This is a genomic window from Rhizobacter sp. Root1238 (assembly GCF_001425825.1).
Lineage (GTDB): Bacteria > Pseudomonadota > Gammaproteobacteria > Burkholderiales > Burkholderiaceae_C > Rhizobacter.
Window position 1 is genome coordinate 44,572 of record NZ_LMDM01000047.1, and the last position, 14,545, is coordinate 59,116.

12 protein-coding genes are annotated in these 14,545 nt (G+C 69.3%); 10 read left to right on the forward strand and 2 right to left on the reverse strand.

Features of this window, described 5'->3' with window-relative positions:
- Positions 1 to 28 precede the first annotated feature (28 nt).
- Positions 29 to 919, reverse strand: a complete 891-nt coding sequence (gene dksA / locus ASC98_RS29825) for an RNA polymerase-binding protein DksA (RefSeq protein WP_082542241.1) — start codon at positions 917 to 919, stop codon at positions 29 to 31.
- A 123-nt stretch (positions 920 to 1,042) separates the two neighbouring features.
- On the reverse strand, positions 1,043 to 2,092 hold the full coding sequence (locus tag ASC98_RS24285; RefSeq protein ID WP_056816889.1) for a GTP-binding protein: 1,050 nt from the start codon (positions 2,090 to 2,092) through the stop codon (positions 1,043 to 1,045).
- A 138-nt stretch (positions 2,093 to 2,230) separates the two neighbouring features.
- Between ASC98_RS24285 and ASC98_RS24290 the strand changes: the two genes are divergently transcribed.
- The 10 genes from ASC98_RS24290 (at position 2,231) to ASC98_RS24335 (ending at position 14,545) form a co-directional block, all read left to right on the forward strand.
- Positions 2,231 to 3,124, forward strand: a complete 894-nt coding sequence (locus ASC98_RS24290) for an HlyC/CorC family transporter (RefSeq protein WP_056816891.1) — start codon at positions 2,231 to 2,233, stop codon at positions 3,122 to 3,124.
- A complete protein-coding gene (gene lnt / locus ASC98_RS24295) occupies positions 3,108 to 4,709 on the forward strand; it encodes an apolipoprotein N-acyltransferase (protein WP_235581378.1) in 1,602 nt (533 codons plus the stop codon). Before ASC98_RS24290 ends, lnt begins: the two co-directional genes overlap by 17 nt.
- 899 nt (positions 4,710 to 5,608) lie before the next feature.
- Entirely contained in the window at positions 5,609 to 6,529 is a 921-nt protein-coding gene (gene glyQ, locus ASC98_RS24300; protein ID WP_056816894.1) for a glycine--tRNA ligase subunit alpha, read from the forward strand.
- 3 nt (positions 6,530 to 6,532) lie between these two features.
- Positions 6,533 to 8,629, forward strand: a complete 2,097-nt coding sequence (gene glyS, locus ASC98_RS24305; RefSeq protein ID WP_056816897.1) for a glycine--tRNA ligase subunit beta — start codon at positions 6,533 to 6,535, stop codon at positions 8,627 to 8,629.
- A 39-nt stretch (positions 8,630 to 8,668) separates the two neighbouring features.
- Positions 8,669 to 9,277 (forward strand): D-glycero-beta-D-manno-heptose 1,7-bisphosphate 7-phosphatase, encoded by a 609-nt coding sequence (gene gmhB / locus ASC98_RS24310; protein ID WP_082542240.1) that lies wholly within the window; start codon positions 8,669 to 8,671, stop codon positions 9,275 to 9,277.
- The gene (locus ASC98_RS24315; RefSeq protein WP_056816904.1) at positions 9,277 to 10,020 is read left to right on the forward strand and encodes a 1-acyl-sn-glycerol-3-phosphate acyltransferase; all 744 of its coding nucleotides are present in this window, start codon (positions 9,277 to 9,279) and stop codon (positions 10,018 to 10,020) included. The genes gmhB and ASC98_RS24315 overlap by 1 nt, the downstream gene beginning before the upstream one ends.
- 36 nt (positions 10,021 to 10,056) lie before the next feature.
- Positions 10,057 to 11,016 (forward strand): SprT family zinc-dependent metalloprotease, encoded by a 960-nt coding sequence (locus tag ASC98_RS24320; protein ID WP_082542239.1) that lies wholly within the window; start codon positions 10,057 to 10,059, stop codon positions 11,014 to 11,016.
- Positions 11,017 to 11,041: 25 nt separating this feature from the next.
- Positions 11,042 to 12,466 carry a sensor histidine kinase KdpD gene (locus ASC98_RS24325; protein WP_056816907.1) on the forward strand — a complete coding sequence of 475 codons (1,425 nt, stop codon included), beginning with the start codon at positions 11,042 to 11,044 and terminating at the stop codon, positions 12,464 to 12,466.
- Positions 12,456 to 13,157, forward strand: coding sequence for a hypothetical protein (locus tag ASC98_RS24330; protein ID WP_157598231.1), 702 nt, complete (start codon positions 12,456 to 12,458; stop codon positions 13,155 to 13,157). Before ASC98_RS24325 ends, ASC98_RS24330 begins: the two co-directional genes overlap by 11 nt.
- Positions 13,158 to 13,168: 11 nt before the next feature.
- Positions 13,169 to 14,545 (forward strand): sigma 54-interacting transcriptional regulator, encoded by a 1,377-nt coding sequence (locus tag ASC98_RS24335; RefSeq protein ID WP_056816912.1) that lies wholly within the window; start codon positions 13,169 to 13,171, stop codon positions 14,543 to 14,545.

Consider the following 14,545-nt stretch of genomic DNA (forward strand, 5'->3'; position numbering starts at 1 on the left):
GTCGGGTGACGGGGTGCGCGAAGGGGTGTCAGTCGCCGAACATCTTCTGCTTCAGCTCGCGCCGTTGCTGGGCTTCGAGGGACAGTGTAGCGGTCGGGCGTGCGATCAGGCGCCCCAATCCGATCGGTTCGCCAGTTTCGTCGCAGAAACCATAGTCGCCCGCCTCGATGCGGCCCAGCGACTGTGAGATTTTCTTCAGAAGCTTGCGCTCACGGTCGCGGGTGCGCAGCTCGAGCGCGTGCTCTTCCTCGATGGTGGCGCGATCGGCGGGATCGGGGACGATCGAGGTGTCTTCGCGCAGATGCTCGGTGGTTTCGCCGGCGTTGCTGAGCAGGTCGTCTTTCAGCTGCTGCAGCCGCGCCTTGAAGAAGGCCAGCTGCTTCTCGTTCATGTACTCGCTGTCAGGCATGGCCTGCAGCTCTTCGTCGGTCAACGCGTGGCCGGGCTTGGTCTTCCAGGCGTTGGCGAGCTTCGGATCGGCTTTGTGTTCGTGCTTGGAAATGTCGGTCACGAGGGAATTCATCTGTCGGGTGGGCGGCCTCGGGGGCGCGAAGCGGTCTGCAAAACGGGACGTGGCCGGCGGAATCGGGGCCGGGGAGGATGCCGCAGCCGAAGCCCGGGCGGCGGCGGAAAGCTTGGGAGCGGGCGGCGGCTTCACGGCCGCCGGCTTCGGCGCCACCACCTCAGGCGCCGGAGCGGCCTTGGCGGCCGGCCTGGCCGGCGCGGCAGCCGGTGCATGCACCGCCTTCGCTGCCGGTTTGGCGGCCGGTGCAGCCTTGGCGGCGGCCGCCTTCGACGCAGGGGCCGCCTTGGCCGGTGCCTTGGCGGCCGGCTTCACGGGGGTCTTGGCGACCGGTGTCGTCGGCTTCTTGGCGGCTGGCTTGGATGGTGTTGCTCGCTGGACCGTGGTCTTTGTCACTGAGATCTCCTCGCAACGGCGGTTATACCCGCTCTGTGGGGTGGGCAATCACCCCGCAGCCAAACTTGGGCGCCGCGGATTGTAGCCACGTTGTTTTCCGGCTCCACGGGTTTTTCGGCGGAATCACACGAGACACTGCTCCAGCCCTTGCAGAAAGATTTCCCGCGGCAGGTCCAGGCCGATGAACACCATCTTGCTGGTCTTCTTCTCGCCCTTCGCCCACGCCGGGCCCAGGTCGCTGCCCATCAGCTGGTGCACGCCCTGGAAGATCACCTTCTTGTCGCTGCCCTTCATGTTCAGCACGCCCTTGTAACGAAGCATCTTCGGGCCGTAGACCTGCACGATCGCGCCCAGGAAGTCCTCCAGCTTGGCCGGGTTGAACGCCCGGTCGGAGCGGAACACGAACGACTTCACGTCGTCGTCATGGGCGTGGTGGTGCGGGTGGTCGCAGTGCTCGCCGTGCTCGTGGTCATGGTCGTGATCGTGGCCATGGTGGTGATGGTGGTCGTGCTCGTCGGCCTTCAGGAAATCGGGGTCGATGTCGAGCTTGGCGTTCAGGTTGAAGCCGCGCAGGTCGAACACCTCGGCCAGCGGCACCTCGCCGAAGTGGACCTTGCGCTGCGGCGCGCGCGGGTTCATGTGCTTGATGCGGTGGATCAGCGCCTCGACCGCCGGGGCGTCGACCAGGTCGGTCTTGCTGATGAAGATCTGGTCGGCGAAGCCGATCTGCCGGCGCGCCTCCTGGCGGGTGTCGAGCTGCGATTCGGCGTGCTTGGCGTCGACCAGGGTCAGGATCGAGTCCAGCAGGTAGCTCTCGGCGATCTCGTCGTCCATGAAGAAGGTCTGCGCGACCGGGCCGGGATCGGCCAGGCCGGTGGTCTCGATCACGACGCGGTCGAAGCTCAGTTCGCCCTTGCGGCGCTTCTCGGCCAGGTCGTTCAGCGTGGTGCGCAGGTCCTCGCGGATCGTGCAGCAGACGCAGCCGTTGTTCAGCTGGATGATCTGCTCCTTCGTGTCCTGCACCAGGATGTCGTTGTCGATGTTCTCGTCGCCGAACTCGTTCTCGATCACGGCGATCTTCTGGCCGTGCGCTTCGGTCAGCACGCGCTTCAGCAGCGTGGTCTTGCCCGAGCCGAGGAAGCCGGTCAGGATGGTGGCGGGGATGAGGCTCATGGAATGTCGGTCCTTGACGAGGAAGCGGGCCAGATGCGGCCGAAAAACTTTTGTTCAAGGTATCAGATGTGTCAACCCCGTGTGACTCCCTGCTTCGAGTAAGCTTTTGCCCCTGCCCCACTCTTCGCCCCCGGCGCGATGTCAGACCCCCACCCGAGTCGATCTTCCAGAGGCGCTGACAAGCACCCCGCCCACCCGGACAAGCGCGGCCTGTTCGAGCGGCTGATGGAGTTCATGTCCCCCGGCCCCGACTCCAAGGACGAGCTGATCTCCACGCTGGCCGATGCGGAGAACCGCGAGCTGATCGCGCCCGAGTCGCGGATGATGCTCGAGGGCGTGATCCGCATGGCCGACCTGACTGCCGGCGACGCGATGGTGGCCGCCCCGCGCATGGACCTGCTCGACATCGAGGCCCCGTACGACGAGTTGCTGGGGCTGGTGATCGACACCGGCCACTCCCGTTTTCCGGTTTTCGAGGGCCAGCGCGACAACATCGTCGGCACGCTGATGGCGAAAGACCTGCTGAAGCTGCAGCGCGCGCCCGAGCTGAACCTGCGCACGCTGCTGCGCCCGGCGGTGTTCGTGCCCGAATCGAAGGGGCTGAACGAGCTGTTGCGCGATTTCCGCTCCAACCGCAACCACCTGGCGATCGTGATCGACGAGTTCGGCAACACCGCCGGGCTGATCACGATCGAAGACGTGCTGGAAGAGATCGTCGGCGAGATCGAGGACGAATTCGACGAGAAAGACGGCGAATCGGGCATCTACACGCTGGCCGACGGCAGCCACCGGGTGGCCGGCGACACGACGATCGAGGCCGTCAACGACGATTTCGGCGTGATGCTGCCGCTCGAGGATTTCGACACCATCGGCGGCCTAGTCGCCCAGGAACTGGGCCGGGTGCCGCGCCGCGGCGAGGCGGTGACGGTCGGCAGCCTGATCTTCACGGTGATGCTGACGCGCGGTGGCGCGGTGCGCTGGTTCAAGGTGACGCGCGCGCCCGAGGCCGCCATCGGTGAAGACGGTGCGTAAGCCGGTGCCGCCGGCGCCGGCGCCTCGCCCGGGCTCGGGCCGCCGTGGCGCCCACCGCGACACCGGAGCGGCCGACACCATGTTCCTCGGGCTGGACCTGCTGCTGGTGCTGGTGCTCGGCGGGGTGCACAGCCTGGCCGCCACCTGGACGCACGCGTGGGTGCTGCAGCTGCTGGCGGTTGCCGGGCTGGCGTTCCGCGTCAGCCGGGCCTCGCCGCGCCGGGCGGCGCTGCTCGGCTGGGCGTTCGCCACCGCCTGGTTCGTGGCCGGCACGTTCTGGCTCTACATCAGCATGCACCGCTATGGCGGCCTGCCGGGCTGGATGGCCGGTGCCGCGGTGTTGGCGTTGTCGGCCTTCCTGGCGCTGTACTTCGCGGCGGCGATGGCGCTGTTCGGCGTGCTGCGGCGCAACCACCTGGTCGTCGACACGCTGGTGTTCGCCGCCTGCTGGTTGCTGGCCGAGCTGGCGCGCGGGCTGCTGTTCACCGGCTTCCCGTGGGCGGCCTCGGGCTATTCGCACGTCGACAGCCCGCTCGCGCAACTGGCGCCGTGGGTCGGCGTCTACGGCATCGGCTGGGTGGCGGCGCTGCTGGGCGCGCTGGCGGTGATCGGCTTTCGCAGCGGCGTCGGGCCCGGCGGGCTGGGCGCCATCACCGCGATCGCGGTGGTGGGCGGGCTGGCCGCGATGCAGCCGGTCAGTTTCACCCGCGGCAATGGCAGCCTGCAGCTGACGCTGCTTCAATCCAATGTCGCGCAGGACGAGAAGTTCGCCGAAGAGAAGCTGCCGCAGGCGCTGGCCTGGGCCGCGACGACCTTGCAATCGGCGCGCGGCGACCTGGTGCTCGCGCCCGAGACCATCGTGCCGCTGCTGCCCGACCAGCTGCCCGAGGGCTACTGGGCGGCGCTGGCGGCCGGCTTCCAGCGGGGGGACCGGGCGGCGCTGATCGGCGTGCCGCTCGGCAGCTTCGAGGCTGGCTACACCAACTCGGCGGTCGGGCTGTCGCGCGAGACCGCGAAGTGGCCGGGCGGCTTCTACCGCTACGACAAGCACCACCTGGTGCCGTTCGGCGAGTTCATCCCGACCGGTTTCCGCTGGTTCACCGAGCTGATGAACATCCCGCTCGGCGACTTCAACCGCGGGCCGGTCGGCGCGCCGTCGTTCGAAGTCAAGGGCCAGCGCATCGCGCCGAACATCTGCTACGAAGACCTGTTCGGCGAGGAGTTGGCGGCGCACTTCCGCGAGCCCGAGCGGGCGCCGACGGTGTTCGCGAACCTCAGCAACATCGGCTGGTTCGGCGACACCATCGCGCTGGCGCAGCACCTGAACATCTCGCGCATGCGCTCGCTCGAGTTCCAGCGGCCGATGCTGCGTGCGACCAACACCGGCGTGACCGGGGTGATCGACCACACCGGGCGGGTCACGCACCAGTTGCCGCCGCTCGCGATGGCGGTGCTGGAAGCGCCGGTCGAAGGCCGCCAGGGCATGACGCCGTATGCGAGCTGGGCGGCGCGTTGGTGGCTGTGGCCGCTGTTCGTTGGTGCGCTGCTGTCGTTGCTGATCGTTGTGCCGCTGCGTCGTTCTTAGGTACTGGCTGGCTTTGATTGGCGCGAGCAAAGGCGCGGGCGGGGGGTGTGGGGCGCGCCGGACGGGGCGGTCACCATCCCTGGCGGGATGCTGACTCCCCTCCGCTGCGCAGTTGGATGGCCCGTCGCCGAAACTCCCTCCACTCACTTCGTTCGTTGTGGTCAAACAGTCGGCGACAGTCAGTTGACGAACGCGCTGCGCGCGGGGCCATCAAACTGCACAGCTCCGGCGCCCCGTCCTGATTGGCGCTCCCCACACGTGTGGTCAAACAGTCGGCGACAGTCAGTTGACGAACGCGCTGCGCGCGGGGCCATCAAACTGCACAGCTCCGGCGCCCCGTCCTGATTGGCGCTCCCCACACCCCCCRCCCGCGCCTTTGCCGAAGCGGTGGCTCGAYGCGCACAAAACACGCATGGCGCGCYCGGGTGCAACCCGGGGATCAACCTTCACTTGTTCGCTTGTCACCTYCCCAAGGCAGGGCGGTGGCAGAAGGCGCGTGSGGGGAGGCTGTGGCGCGCCAATAAGGAGGGGGCGCCGGAGCTGGCTGGRTTCGTGGCCCGCGTGCGCAGCACGCTTCGTGRACTGACTGTCGCCGACTGTTTGACCACAGCGAACGAAGTGAGCGGAGGGAGTTTCGGCGACGGGCCAACTGACTGTCGCCGACTGTTTGACCACAGCGAACGAAGTGAGCGGAGGGAGTTTCGGCGACGGGCCATGAAGCCAGTCAGCGGAGGGAAGTCCTCGGCCCCCGGGGGGCCGAGGACCGCCCCCGACGGCGCGCCACAGCCTCCCCGCACGCGCCTTCCGCACCAACGAGCGAACGAGCCCCAGGACGCGCCCCCTAGAATCGCCAGTTCCGCGTTCACCCGGCGTGACGCATCTTCCATCTTCGAACCCCTATGCTGACCTTCCAGCAAATCATCCTGCGCCTGCAAGACTACTGGGACCGCCAGGGCTGTGCGCTGCTGCAGCCGTACGACATGGAGGTCGGCGCCGGCACGAGCCACACTGCCACCTTCCTGCGCGCGCTGGGCCCCGAACCGTGGAAGGCTGCCTACGTGCAGCCCAGCCGCCGCCCGAAGGACGGCCGCTACGGTCAGAACCCGAACCGCCTGCAGCACTACTACCAATACCAGGTCGTGCTGAAGCCGGCGCCGGCCAACATCCTCGAGTTGTACCTCGGCTCGCTCGAAACGCTCGGCTTCGACCTGAAGGCCAACGACGTGCGCTTCGTCGAGGACGACTGGGAGAACCCGACGCTCGGCTGCTGGGGGCTCGGCTGGGAGGTCTGGCTGAACGGCATGGAGGTCACGCAGTTCACCTACTTCCAGCAGGTCGGCGGCATCGACTGCAAGCCGATCACCGGCGAGATCACCTACGGGCTGGAGCGCCTGGCGATGTACCTGCAAGGCGTCGACAACGTCTACAACCTGCAGTGGACCGACACGCTGAGCTATGGCGACGTCTACCTGCAGAACGAGATCGAGCAGAGCACCTACAACTTCGAGCACAGCGACGTCGACTTCCTGCTGCAGGCCTTTGCCGCGCACGAGAAGCAGGCCACCTACCTGATGGCGCAGCAGCTCGCGCTGCCGGCCTATGAACAGGTGCTGAAGGCCGGCCACACCTTCAACCTGCTGGACGCGCGCGGTGCGATCAGCGTCACCGAGCGCGCCGCCTACATCGGCCGCATCCGCAACCTGGCGCGCGCCGTCGCGAAGGCCTACCTCGACAGCCGGGCCCGCCTCGGGTTCCCGATGGCACCCAAGGACTGGGCCGACGAAGTGATCGAGCAACTGAACAAGAAGAAGGCGGCCTGAGCGATGAGCCACAAGAACCTGCTGGTCGAGCTGTTCGTCGAGGAACTGCCGCCGAAGGACCTGAAGCGCTTCGGCGAGTCGTTCTCCGCGACGCTGTTCGCCGGGTTGAAGGCGCGCGGCCTCGCCACCGACCACTCCGCGGTGACCGCCTACGCGACGCCGCGCCGGCTGGCCGCCCATGTCAGCGCGGTGCGCGCGCAGGCCGACGACCGCGCGGTGTCGCTGAAGCTGATGCCGGTCAGCGTGGGCCTCACGCCTGACGGCCAGGCCACGCCGGCGCTGCTGAAGAAGCTCGCGAGCGTCGGTGCCGATGCATCGGTGCTGCCGCAGCTGAAACGCCAGCCCGACGGCAAGGCCGAGGCGCTGTTCTACGACAGCCTCGTCAAGGGCCCGATGCTGGCCGAAGGGTTGCAGCAGGCGCTCGATGAAGCGCTGGCCGGCCTGCCAATCCGCAAGGTGATGCAGTACCAGCTGGCCGATGGCTGGAGCAGCGTGAACTTCGTGCGCCCGGCGCATGGCCTGGTCGCGCTGCACGGCGCCGACGTGGTGCCGCTGCAGGCGCTGGGCCTGACGTCGGGCCGCGAGACGCGCGGCCACCGCTTCGAGGCGGCGGTCGAGCCGGTGGTGCTGCTGGATGCCGACCACTACGCGCGCCAGCTCGAAGAGCAGGGCGCGGTGATCGCGAGCTTCGCGGCCCGCCATGCCGAGATCGTTCGCCAGCTCGACCATGCGGCGAAGCAGCAGGGGCTGCAGCCGATCGACGATGCCGCGCTGCTCGACGAGGTGACCGCGCTGGTCGAGCGGCCGAACGTGCTGCTGTGCCGCTTCGAGCCGGAGTTCCTCGACGTGCCGCAGGAATGCCTGATCCTGACGATGAAGGCCAACCAGAAGTACTTCCCGCTGCTCGACGCGGCCGGCAAGCTGACCAACCAGTTCCTGGTCGTCAGCAACATCCGCCCGGCCGATGCGAGCCGGGTGACCGGCGGCAACGAGCGCGTCGTGCGCCCGCGGCTGGCCGATGCGAAGTTCTTCTTCGACCAGGATCGCAAGAAGTCGCTGGCCGACCGCGTCGGCGGGCTCGACAAGGTGGTCTATCACGGCAAGCTCGGCTCGCAAGGCGAGCGGGTGCAGCGGGTGCGGGCCATTGCCGCTGGCATCGCGAAGCAGGTGGGCGCCGATGCGGTGCAGGCCGACCGCGCCGCACTGCTCGCCAAGGCCGACCTGCTGACCGACATGGTCGGCGAGTTCCCCGAGCTGCAAGGGATCATGGGCGGCTACTACGCGCGCCACGACGGCGAGACGAACGACGTGGCGCTGGCGGTCGAGGACCACTACAAGCCGCGCTTCGCCGGCGACGAGCTGCCGCGCGGCCAGGTCGGCGAGATCGTCGCGCTGGCCGACAAGCTCGAGACGCTGGTCGGCCTGTTCGGCATCGGCCAGCTGCCCACCGGCGACAAGGACCCGTTCGCGCTGCGCCGCCATGCGCTGGGCGTGATCCGGCTGCTGACCGAGCGCCAGCTCGCGCTCCCGCTCGACACGCTGCTGCACGATGCGGCGCAGGCTTTCGGCGACAGGATCACCGATGCCAGCGCCGCGCTGAGCGACTTCATCTACGAGCGCCTGGCCGGCGTGCTGCGCGAGCAGGGCGCGACCGCGCAGCAGGTCGACGCCGTGCTGTCGCTGCGCCCGAAGGAACTCGACGACGTCGGCAAGAAGTTGGCCGCCGTGCGAGCGTTCGCCGCGCTGCCCGAGTCCGAATCGCTGGCGGCCGCCAACAAGCGGGTCAGCAACATCCTGAAGAAGGCCGACGGCGAGGTGATCGAGCAGGTCGACGCGGCGTTGCTGGCCGACCCGGCCGAGAAGGCGCTGCACGCCGCGCTGGTCGACATCGAACGGATCGCCCGGCCGGCATTCGACCGCCGCGACTTCACCGCGTCGCTGCAGGCGCTGGCGGCCTTGAAGGCGCCGGTCGACGCCTTCTTCGACCAGGTGATGGTCAATGCCGACGACCCGAAGATTCGCGCGAACCGGCTTGGCCTGCTCGCCACCTTGCGCAGCGCGATGAACCGCGTCGCCGACCTCTCCCGCCTCGCCGCCTGACCCATGCCGCGCGAAGCACGCCTCCCGAGGTCCGACGCCATGAACCTGATCATCCTCGACCGCGACGGCACCATCAACGAAGACCGCGACGACTTCGTCAAGACGGTCGACGAATGGGTGCCGATGCCGGGCACGCTCGAGGCGATCGCGCGGCTCAACCATGCCGGCTGGCAGACGGTGGTCGCGACCAACCAGTCGGGCCTCGGCCGCGGGCTGTTCGACATGGCCACGCTGAACCTGATGCACGCGAAGATGAACGTGCAGCTCGCACGCGTCGGCGGGCGCATCAGCGCGGTGTTCTTCTGCCCGCACACGCCCGAGGACCAGTGCGATTGCCGCAAGCCGCTGCCCGGCCTGTACCTGCAGATCGGCGAGCGCTTCGGCGTCGACCTGAAGAACGTGCCGGTGGTCGGCGATTCGCTGCGCGACCTCGAAGCGGCGGTCGCGGCCGGCTGCCCGCCGCACCTGGTGCGCACCGGCAAGAGCGGCGCGCTCGACGACGCTCAGCTGGCGCAACTGCACGAGAAGGTGCCCGGCCTGCAGGTGCATGACGACCTGACGGCGTTCGCCGAATACATGATCCAGCAGGAGCGCACGCTGCGCGGCGCCTCCGGCAAGACCGACTCCGGATTCGGAAGGCTCGATTGATGTCGAAATTCATTGCGGCGCTGCGTTCGCTGCTGTTCGTGCTGTGGATGGCCGCCACCGTGATCCCGTGGGCGGTGTTCTCGCTGATCGCGTCGATCTTCATGCGCGGCACGCCGCTGTTCTGGTTCACCACCTTCTGGCTGCGCATCGCGATCACCGGCTGCCGCTTCATCTGCGGCGTGCGCTACCAGGTGCAGGGCATGGAGAACCTGCCCGACGGCCCGGCCATCCTGTGCCCCAAGCACCAGTCGACCTGGGAGACCTTTGCGTTCCCGACGCTGATGCCGCGCCCGCTGTGTTATGTGTTCAAGCGCGAGCTGCTGTACATCCCGTTCTTCGGCTGGGCGATGGCGCGGCTCGACATGGTGCACATCGACCGCAGCAAGCGCACCGAGGCCTGGTCGCGCGTGGCCGAGCAGGGCCAGCGCTTCATGTCGCAGGGCAACTGGGTGATCATGTTCCCCGAGGGCACGCGCATCGCGCGCGGCCAGCAAGGCACCTACAAGACCGGCGCCACGCGGCTGGCGGTGGCCACCGGCGCCTCGGTGGTGCCGATCGCCGTCAACTCGGCGCGCTGCTGGCCGCGCAAGTCGTTCCTGATCCGGCCGGGCCTGGTCACGGTGTCGATCGGCAAGCCGATCGCGCCGGCCGGGCGCCAGGCCGACGAGCTGATGCGCGAGGTCGAGACCTGGATCGAGGCGGAGATGCGGCGCATCGATCCCGAGGCCTATTCGACGCAGTAGCAAAAAGTCGAGGAGCCGCTCTTACAATCGCGGCCCATGACTCGACCTGTGCCGGGCCCCGAAATATCGCAGCTGTCGCTGTTTGATGAGCCGCCGCCGGTGTCGTCGTCTTCGCTCTCGTTGGCATCCCCTTCCCTCTGGCCCTCGCTGCCGCGCACGCCGTTGCGCCCACCGGTGGCCGATGTCTCTCCGGCGCCTGCGCCGGTCGCCGCTCCTGCGGTGTCCAGCCTGCAGCCCGCCGTCTTCCGCCATCCGCAGGCGCAGCGCGAGATCCGCCTGAACGATCACCTGGTCGGCTATGCGCTGCGGCGTGCGCGCCGCACCAGCATCGGCTTCGTCGTCGGCACCGAAGGCCTGAGCGTCGCGGCGCCGAAGTGGGTCGGCCAGCAGGACATCGAGGCCGCGCTGCGCGAAAAGGCCGGCTGGATCCTGCGCAAGCTGGTCGAGCAGCAGCAGCGCGGGCAGCGGCTGCAGGCGGCCAAGGTCGACTGGCGCGACGGCACCGGCATCCCGTTCCTCGGCGAGACGGTGATCATCGTGCTCGATTCGCGCGCCACCGGGGCGATCCTGAACACCGATGCCGCGGCGCTGCCCGGCGTGCCGCGGCTGACGCTGCATGTGGGGCTGCCGCAGACGGCCGCGCCCGAGCAGATCCGCGATGCGGTGCAGAGCTGGCTGCAGCGCCAGGCGCGGCGCATCTTCGAAGACCGCTGCCGGCATTTCGCGGCGCAGCTGAACGTGCGCTACACGCGGCTGAGCCTGTCGTCGGCGCAGACGCGCTGGGGCAGCGCGAGCGCCGACGGCCGCATCCGGCTGAACTGGCGGCTGATCCACTTCGCGATGCCCAGCATCGACTACGTCGTTGCGCACGAGCTGGCGCACCTGCGCGAGATGAACCACAGCCCGCGCTTCTGGGATGTCGTGCGCTCGGTGATGCCGGATTTCGAGCAGGTGCGCGGCACGCTGAAGGACGACGTGCTGCCGGTGTTCGACTGAGCAGGGCGGGCACAATCCCCCGCTGATGTTCAGCCTCAACCGCTACTCTTTTCGCCAGCTGCTGCTCGTCGCCTTCCTGCTGATCGCCGCGCTGCTCAGCGCGGCCTCGCTGCGCGGCCTGTTCCAGCTCGAAGGCCTGCTGCGCCAGAGCAGCGAGGGCGCGCGCCAGGCCGTCGCTCACACCGCCGATGCGCAGGTGCTGGCCGAGCGCACCGTCGCGATGGAGCGCGCCGCGCGCCAGTACCTGGTGCTCGACGACCCGGTGCTGCGCCAGCGCTTCGAAGAGGCCGCGCGCGACGCCACCTCGGCACTCGCCCGGCTGGCCGACAACCGCATCCCGTCGAACCTGGCTGCCGACTGGCGCGCCACCGAGGCCGACATCGAGGCCCAGCTGAGCGGCCCCGAGCCGGCGATCCGGCTGCGCGAGGTCACCGTCACCACCGCGTTCCGCGAACTCGAATCCATCAACGCCGCGATCGCCGAACAGGTGCGCCTGGCCACCGAGGCGCGCAACCAGGTGCTGATGAACGAGCTCGAGGTCGGCCGCACCCAGCTCGGCCGGCAGATCCTCGCGGCGATCGGCATCTCGATCGTGCTCGCGCTCGGCTTCGGCCTGTGGCTCGCGCGCCCGCTGAAGCGCCTGGAGCGCGCCGTGGTGAGCCTCGGCGAGAACCGGCTCGACCAGCCGATCGACATCCAGGGTCCGACCGACGTGCGCCTGCTCGGCCGCCGCCTCGAATGGCTGCGGCTGCGGCTGGCCGAACTCGATTCCGACAAGTCGCGCTTCCTGCGCCATGTCTCGCACGAGCTGAAGACGCCGCTGGCCGCGCTGCGCGAAGGCGTCTCGCTGCTCGAGGACGGCGTCACCGGCGAGCTCAGCGAGAACCAGCGCGAGGTCGCGCGCATCCTGCGCCAGAACACCCACGTGCTGCAGAGCCAGATCGAGGACCTGCTGCGCTTCAACGCGGCCGCGTTCGAAGCGCGCCAGCTGGTGCGCCGCAAGACCGAGCTGACCGCGCTGATCAGGAACCTGGTCGCACAGCAGCGGCTGCAGTGGCAGGCCCGCCAGCTCGCGGTGGTCGTCGAGGGCGAACCGCTGAGCGCCGAGGTCGACGCCGACAAGCTCGGCACGGCGCTGGGTAACCTTTTGTCGAACGCGATACGCTTCAGCCCGCTCGGCGCTACCATCCGTTTTTCCGTGACCCGCGTGCCCGGCCGTGCCTGCATCGACATCGTCGACCAGGGCCCGGGCGTTGCGGCTGCCGACCGGGCCCGCGTGTTCGAGCCTTTCTACCGCGGCGAACGCCAGCCGGGCGACGCGGTGCGCGGCAGCGGCATCGGCCTGTCCATCGTGCACGAGTACGTCACGGCCCATGGCGGCCAGGTCGAACTGATGGACGACGGCAGCTCCGGCGCTCACTTTCACATCGAATTGCCCCATGCGCGTTAGTCGTCCTGCCCTTCGTTGCGCTCCCGCCTGGCTGGCCACGCCGCTGTTGGCCAGCCTGCTGGCGGCCTGCGTGACGCCGCCGGTCGAGCTGCCGCCGCCCGCGCCTGCCGCGTCCGCCCCGGTGCCGGCGGCACCCGCCGCTTCTGCCGTCGTGATCCTGGTGCCGGCGCCGGTCGAACCGGCCGACCAGGTGTCGCGGCAGATCCTCGGCTACCACGAGCAGCTGCGTCAGATGTCGGCCGCCGACCTCGGCAACGAGATCACGCGGCTCAATGCCATCGTCAGCGCGAACACCGCCGCGGCACCGACCGGCGCGGTGATCGAGCTGGCGCTCGCGCTCTCGCAGCAGCACAACGGCGGCGACGTGCCGCGCGCGGTGCAGTTGCTCGAATCGGTCGTCAAGACCGGCGCGCCCGAGCTGCAGCCGTGGCAGCCGATGGCCCGCCTGCTGCTCGCCCGCATCGCCGAGCAGCGCCGGCTCGAGGATGCGTTCAACCGCGAGGCCGCGCAGCGCCGCGACCAGCAGCGCACGCTGCAGCAGCTCAACGAGAAGCTCGAGGCGCTGAAGGCGATCGAGCGCAGCATGACGACCCGGCCCGGGCCGGGCGCGGCCGCGGTGCCGGCGACACCGGCGGCCCCGGCGACCGCCCCGCCCGCCGCATCCGCCGCACCCGCCCCGAAGGCGCCCTGACGCGCCACCGCATGGCCAACATCCTGCTCGTCGACGACGATCCCGACCTGCTGAAGCTGCTGTCGATGCGGCTCGGCGCGGCCGGCCACCGCGTGACCTCGGTCGAGTCGGCCGAGGCGGCGCTGACGCAGCTGGCGGTTGCGCGGCCGCAGCTGGTGGTCAGCGACGTGCAGTTGCCGGGGCGCGACGGGCTCGCGCTGTTCGACGAGATCCGCGCGCGCCACCCGGCGCTGCCGGTGATCCTGCTGACGGCGCACGGCACCATCCCCGATGCGGTCGAAGCCACCGCGCGCGGCGTGTTCAGCTACCTGACCAAGCCGTTCGACGGCAAGGCGCTGCTCGACAAGGTGAACCAGGCGCTGGCGCTCGCGCCGCCGGTGCCGCGCGCCGAAGACGGCGACGGCGCGTGGCGTGCCGCGATCGTCAGCCGCTCGGGCTGCATGACCGAGCTGCTCAGCGAGGCGAAGATGGTGGCCGCGTCCGACGCCAGCGTGCTGATCCGCGGCGAGAGCGGCAGCGGCAAGGAGCTGCTCGCGCAGGCCATCCACCGCGCCAGCCCGCGCGCCGCGAAGCCTTTCGTCGCGGTGAACTGCAGCGCGATCCCCGAGGCCCTGCTCGAATCCGAGCTGTTCGGCCACGTGAAGGGCTCGTTCACCGGCGCGGTGGCCAACCACCGCGGCCTGTTCGTCACTGCCGACGGCGGCACGCTGTTCCTCGACGAGATCGGCGACATGCCGCCGGCGCTGCAGGTCAAGCTGCTGCGCGTGCTCCAGGAGCGCTCGGTGCGGCCGGTCGGCGCGAGCCAGGCGGTGCCGGTCGACGTGCGCATCCTGTCGGCCACGCACCGCGACCTCGATGCCGCGATGGCCGAGGGCCAGTTCCGCGAGGACCTGTACTACCGGCTCAACGTGGTGTCGCTGCACCTGCCGACGCTGGCCGAGCGGCGCGACGACATCCCGCTGCTGGTGAACCACTTCCTCGCGAAGCTGGGCGAGAAATACGGCAAGCGCTTCAACGGTTTCGCGCCCGAGGCGATGAAGGCGCTGACCACTGCGAGCTGGCCCGGCAATGTGCGCCAGCTGCACAACGTGGTCGAGCAGGTGTGCGCGCTGACGACCACGCCGCTGATCCCGCTGACGCTGGTGCAGCGCGCGCTGCGCGTGCCGACGGTCGAGGTGCTGACCTATGCGCAGGCGCGCGAGCGCTTCGAACGCGACTACCTGGTCGGCCTGCTGAAGCTGACCGACGGCAATGCGGCCGATGCGGCCCGGCTGGCCGACCGCAACCGCACCGAGTTCTACCGGCTGCTGCAGCGCAACGGGCTGACGCCGGGGCAGTTCAAGGTGGCGGCCGAGGACGACGCCGGCGGGGCCGACAAGACCGCGTGA

Excerpts from the sequence above, each read along its gene's own strand:
- ASC98_RS24285 (WP_056816889.1), bottom strand. The coding sequence starts at position 2,092 with ATGAGCCTCATCCCCGCCACCATCCTGACCGGCTTCCTCGGCTCGGGC.
- ASC98_RS24290 (WP_056816891.1), top strand. The coding sequence starts at position 2,231 with ATGTCAGACCCCCACCCGAGTCGATCTTCCAGAGGCGCTGACAAGCAC.
- glyQ (WP_056816894.1), top strand. The coding sequence starts at position 5,609 with ATGCTGACCTTCCAGCAAATCATCCTGCGCCTGCAAGACTACTGGGAC.
- glyS (WP_056816897.1), top strand. The coding sequence starts at position 6,533 with ATGAGCCACAAGAACCTGCTGGTCGAGCTGTTCGTCGAGGAACTGCCG.
- gmhB (WP_082542240.1), top strand. The coding sequence starts at position 8,669 with ATGAACCTGATCATCCTCGACCGCGACGGCACCATCAACGAAGACCGC.
- ASC98_RS24315 (WP_056816904.1), top strand. The coding sequence starts at position 9,277 with ATGTCGAAATTCATTGCGGCGCTGCGTTCGCTGCTGTTCGTGCTGTGG.
- ASC98_RS24320 (WP_082542239.1), top strand. The coding sequence starts at position 10,057 with ATGACTCGACCTGTGCCGGGCCCCGAAATATCGCAGCTGTCGCTGTTT.
- ASC98_RS24325 (WP_056816907.1), top strand. The coding sequence starts at position 11,042 with ATGTTCAGCCTCAACCGCTACTCTTTTCGCCAGCTGCTGCTCGTCGCC.
- ASC98_RS24330 (WP_157598231.1), top strand. The coding sequence starts at position 12,456 with ATGCGCGTTAGTCGTCCTGCCCTTCGTTGCGCTCCCGCCTGGCTGGCC.
- ASC98_RS24335 (WP_056816912.1), top strand. The coding sequence starts at position 13,169 with ATGGCCAACATCCTGCTCGTCGACGACGATCCCGACCTGCTGAAGCTG.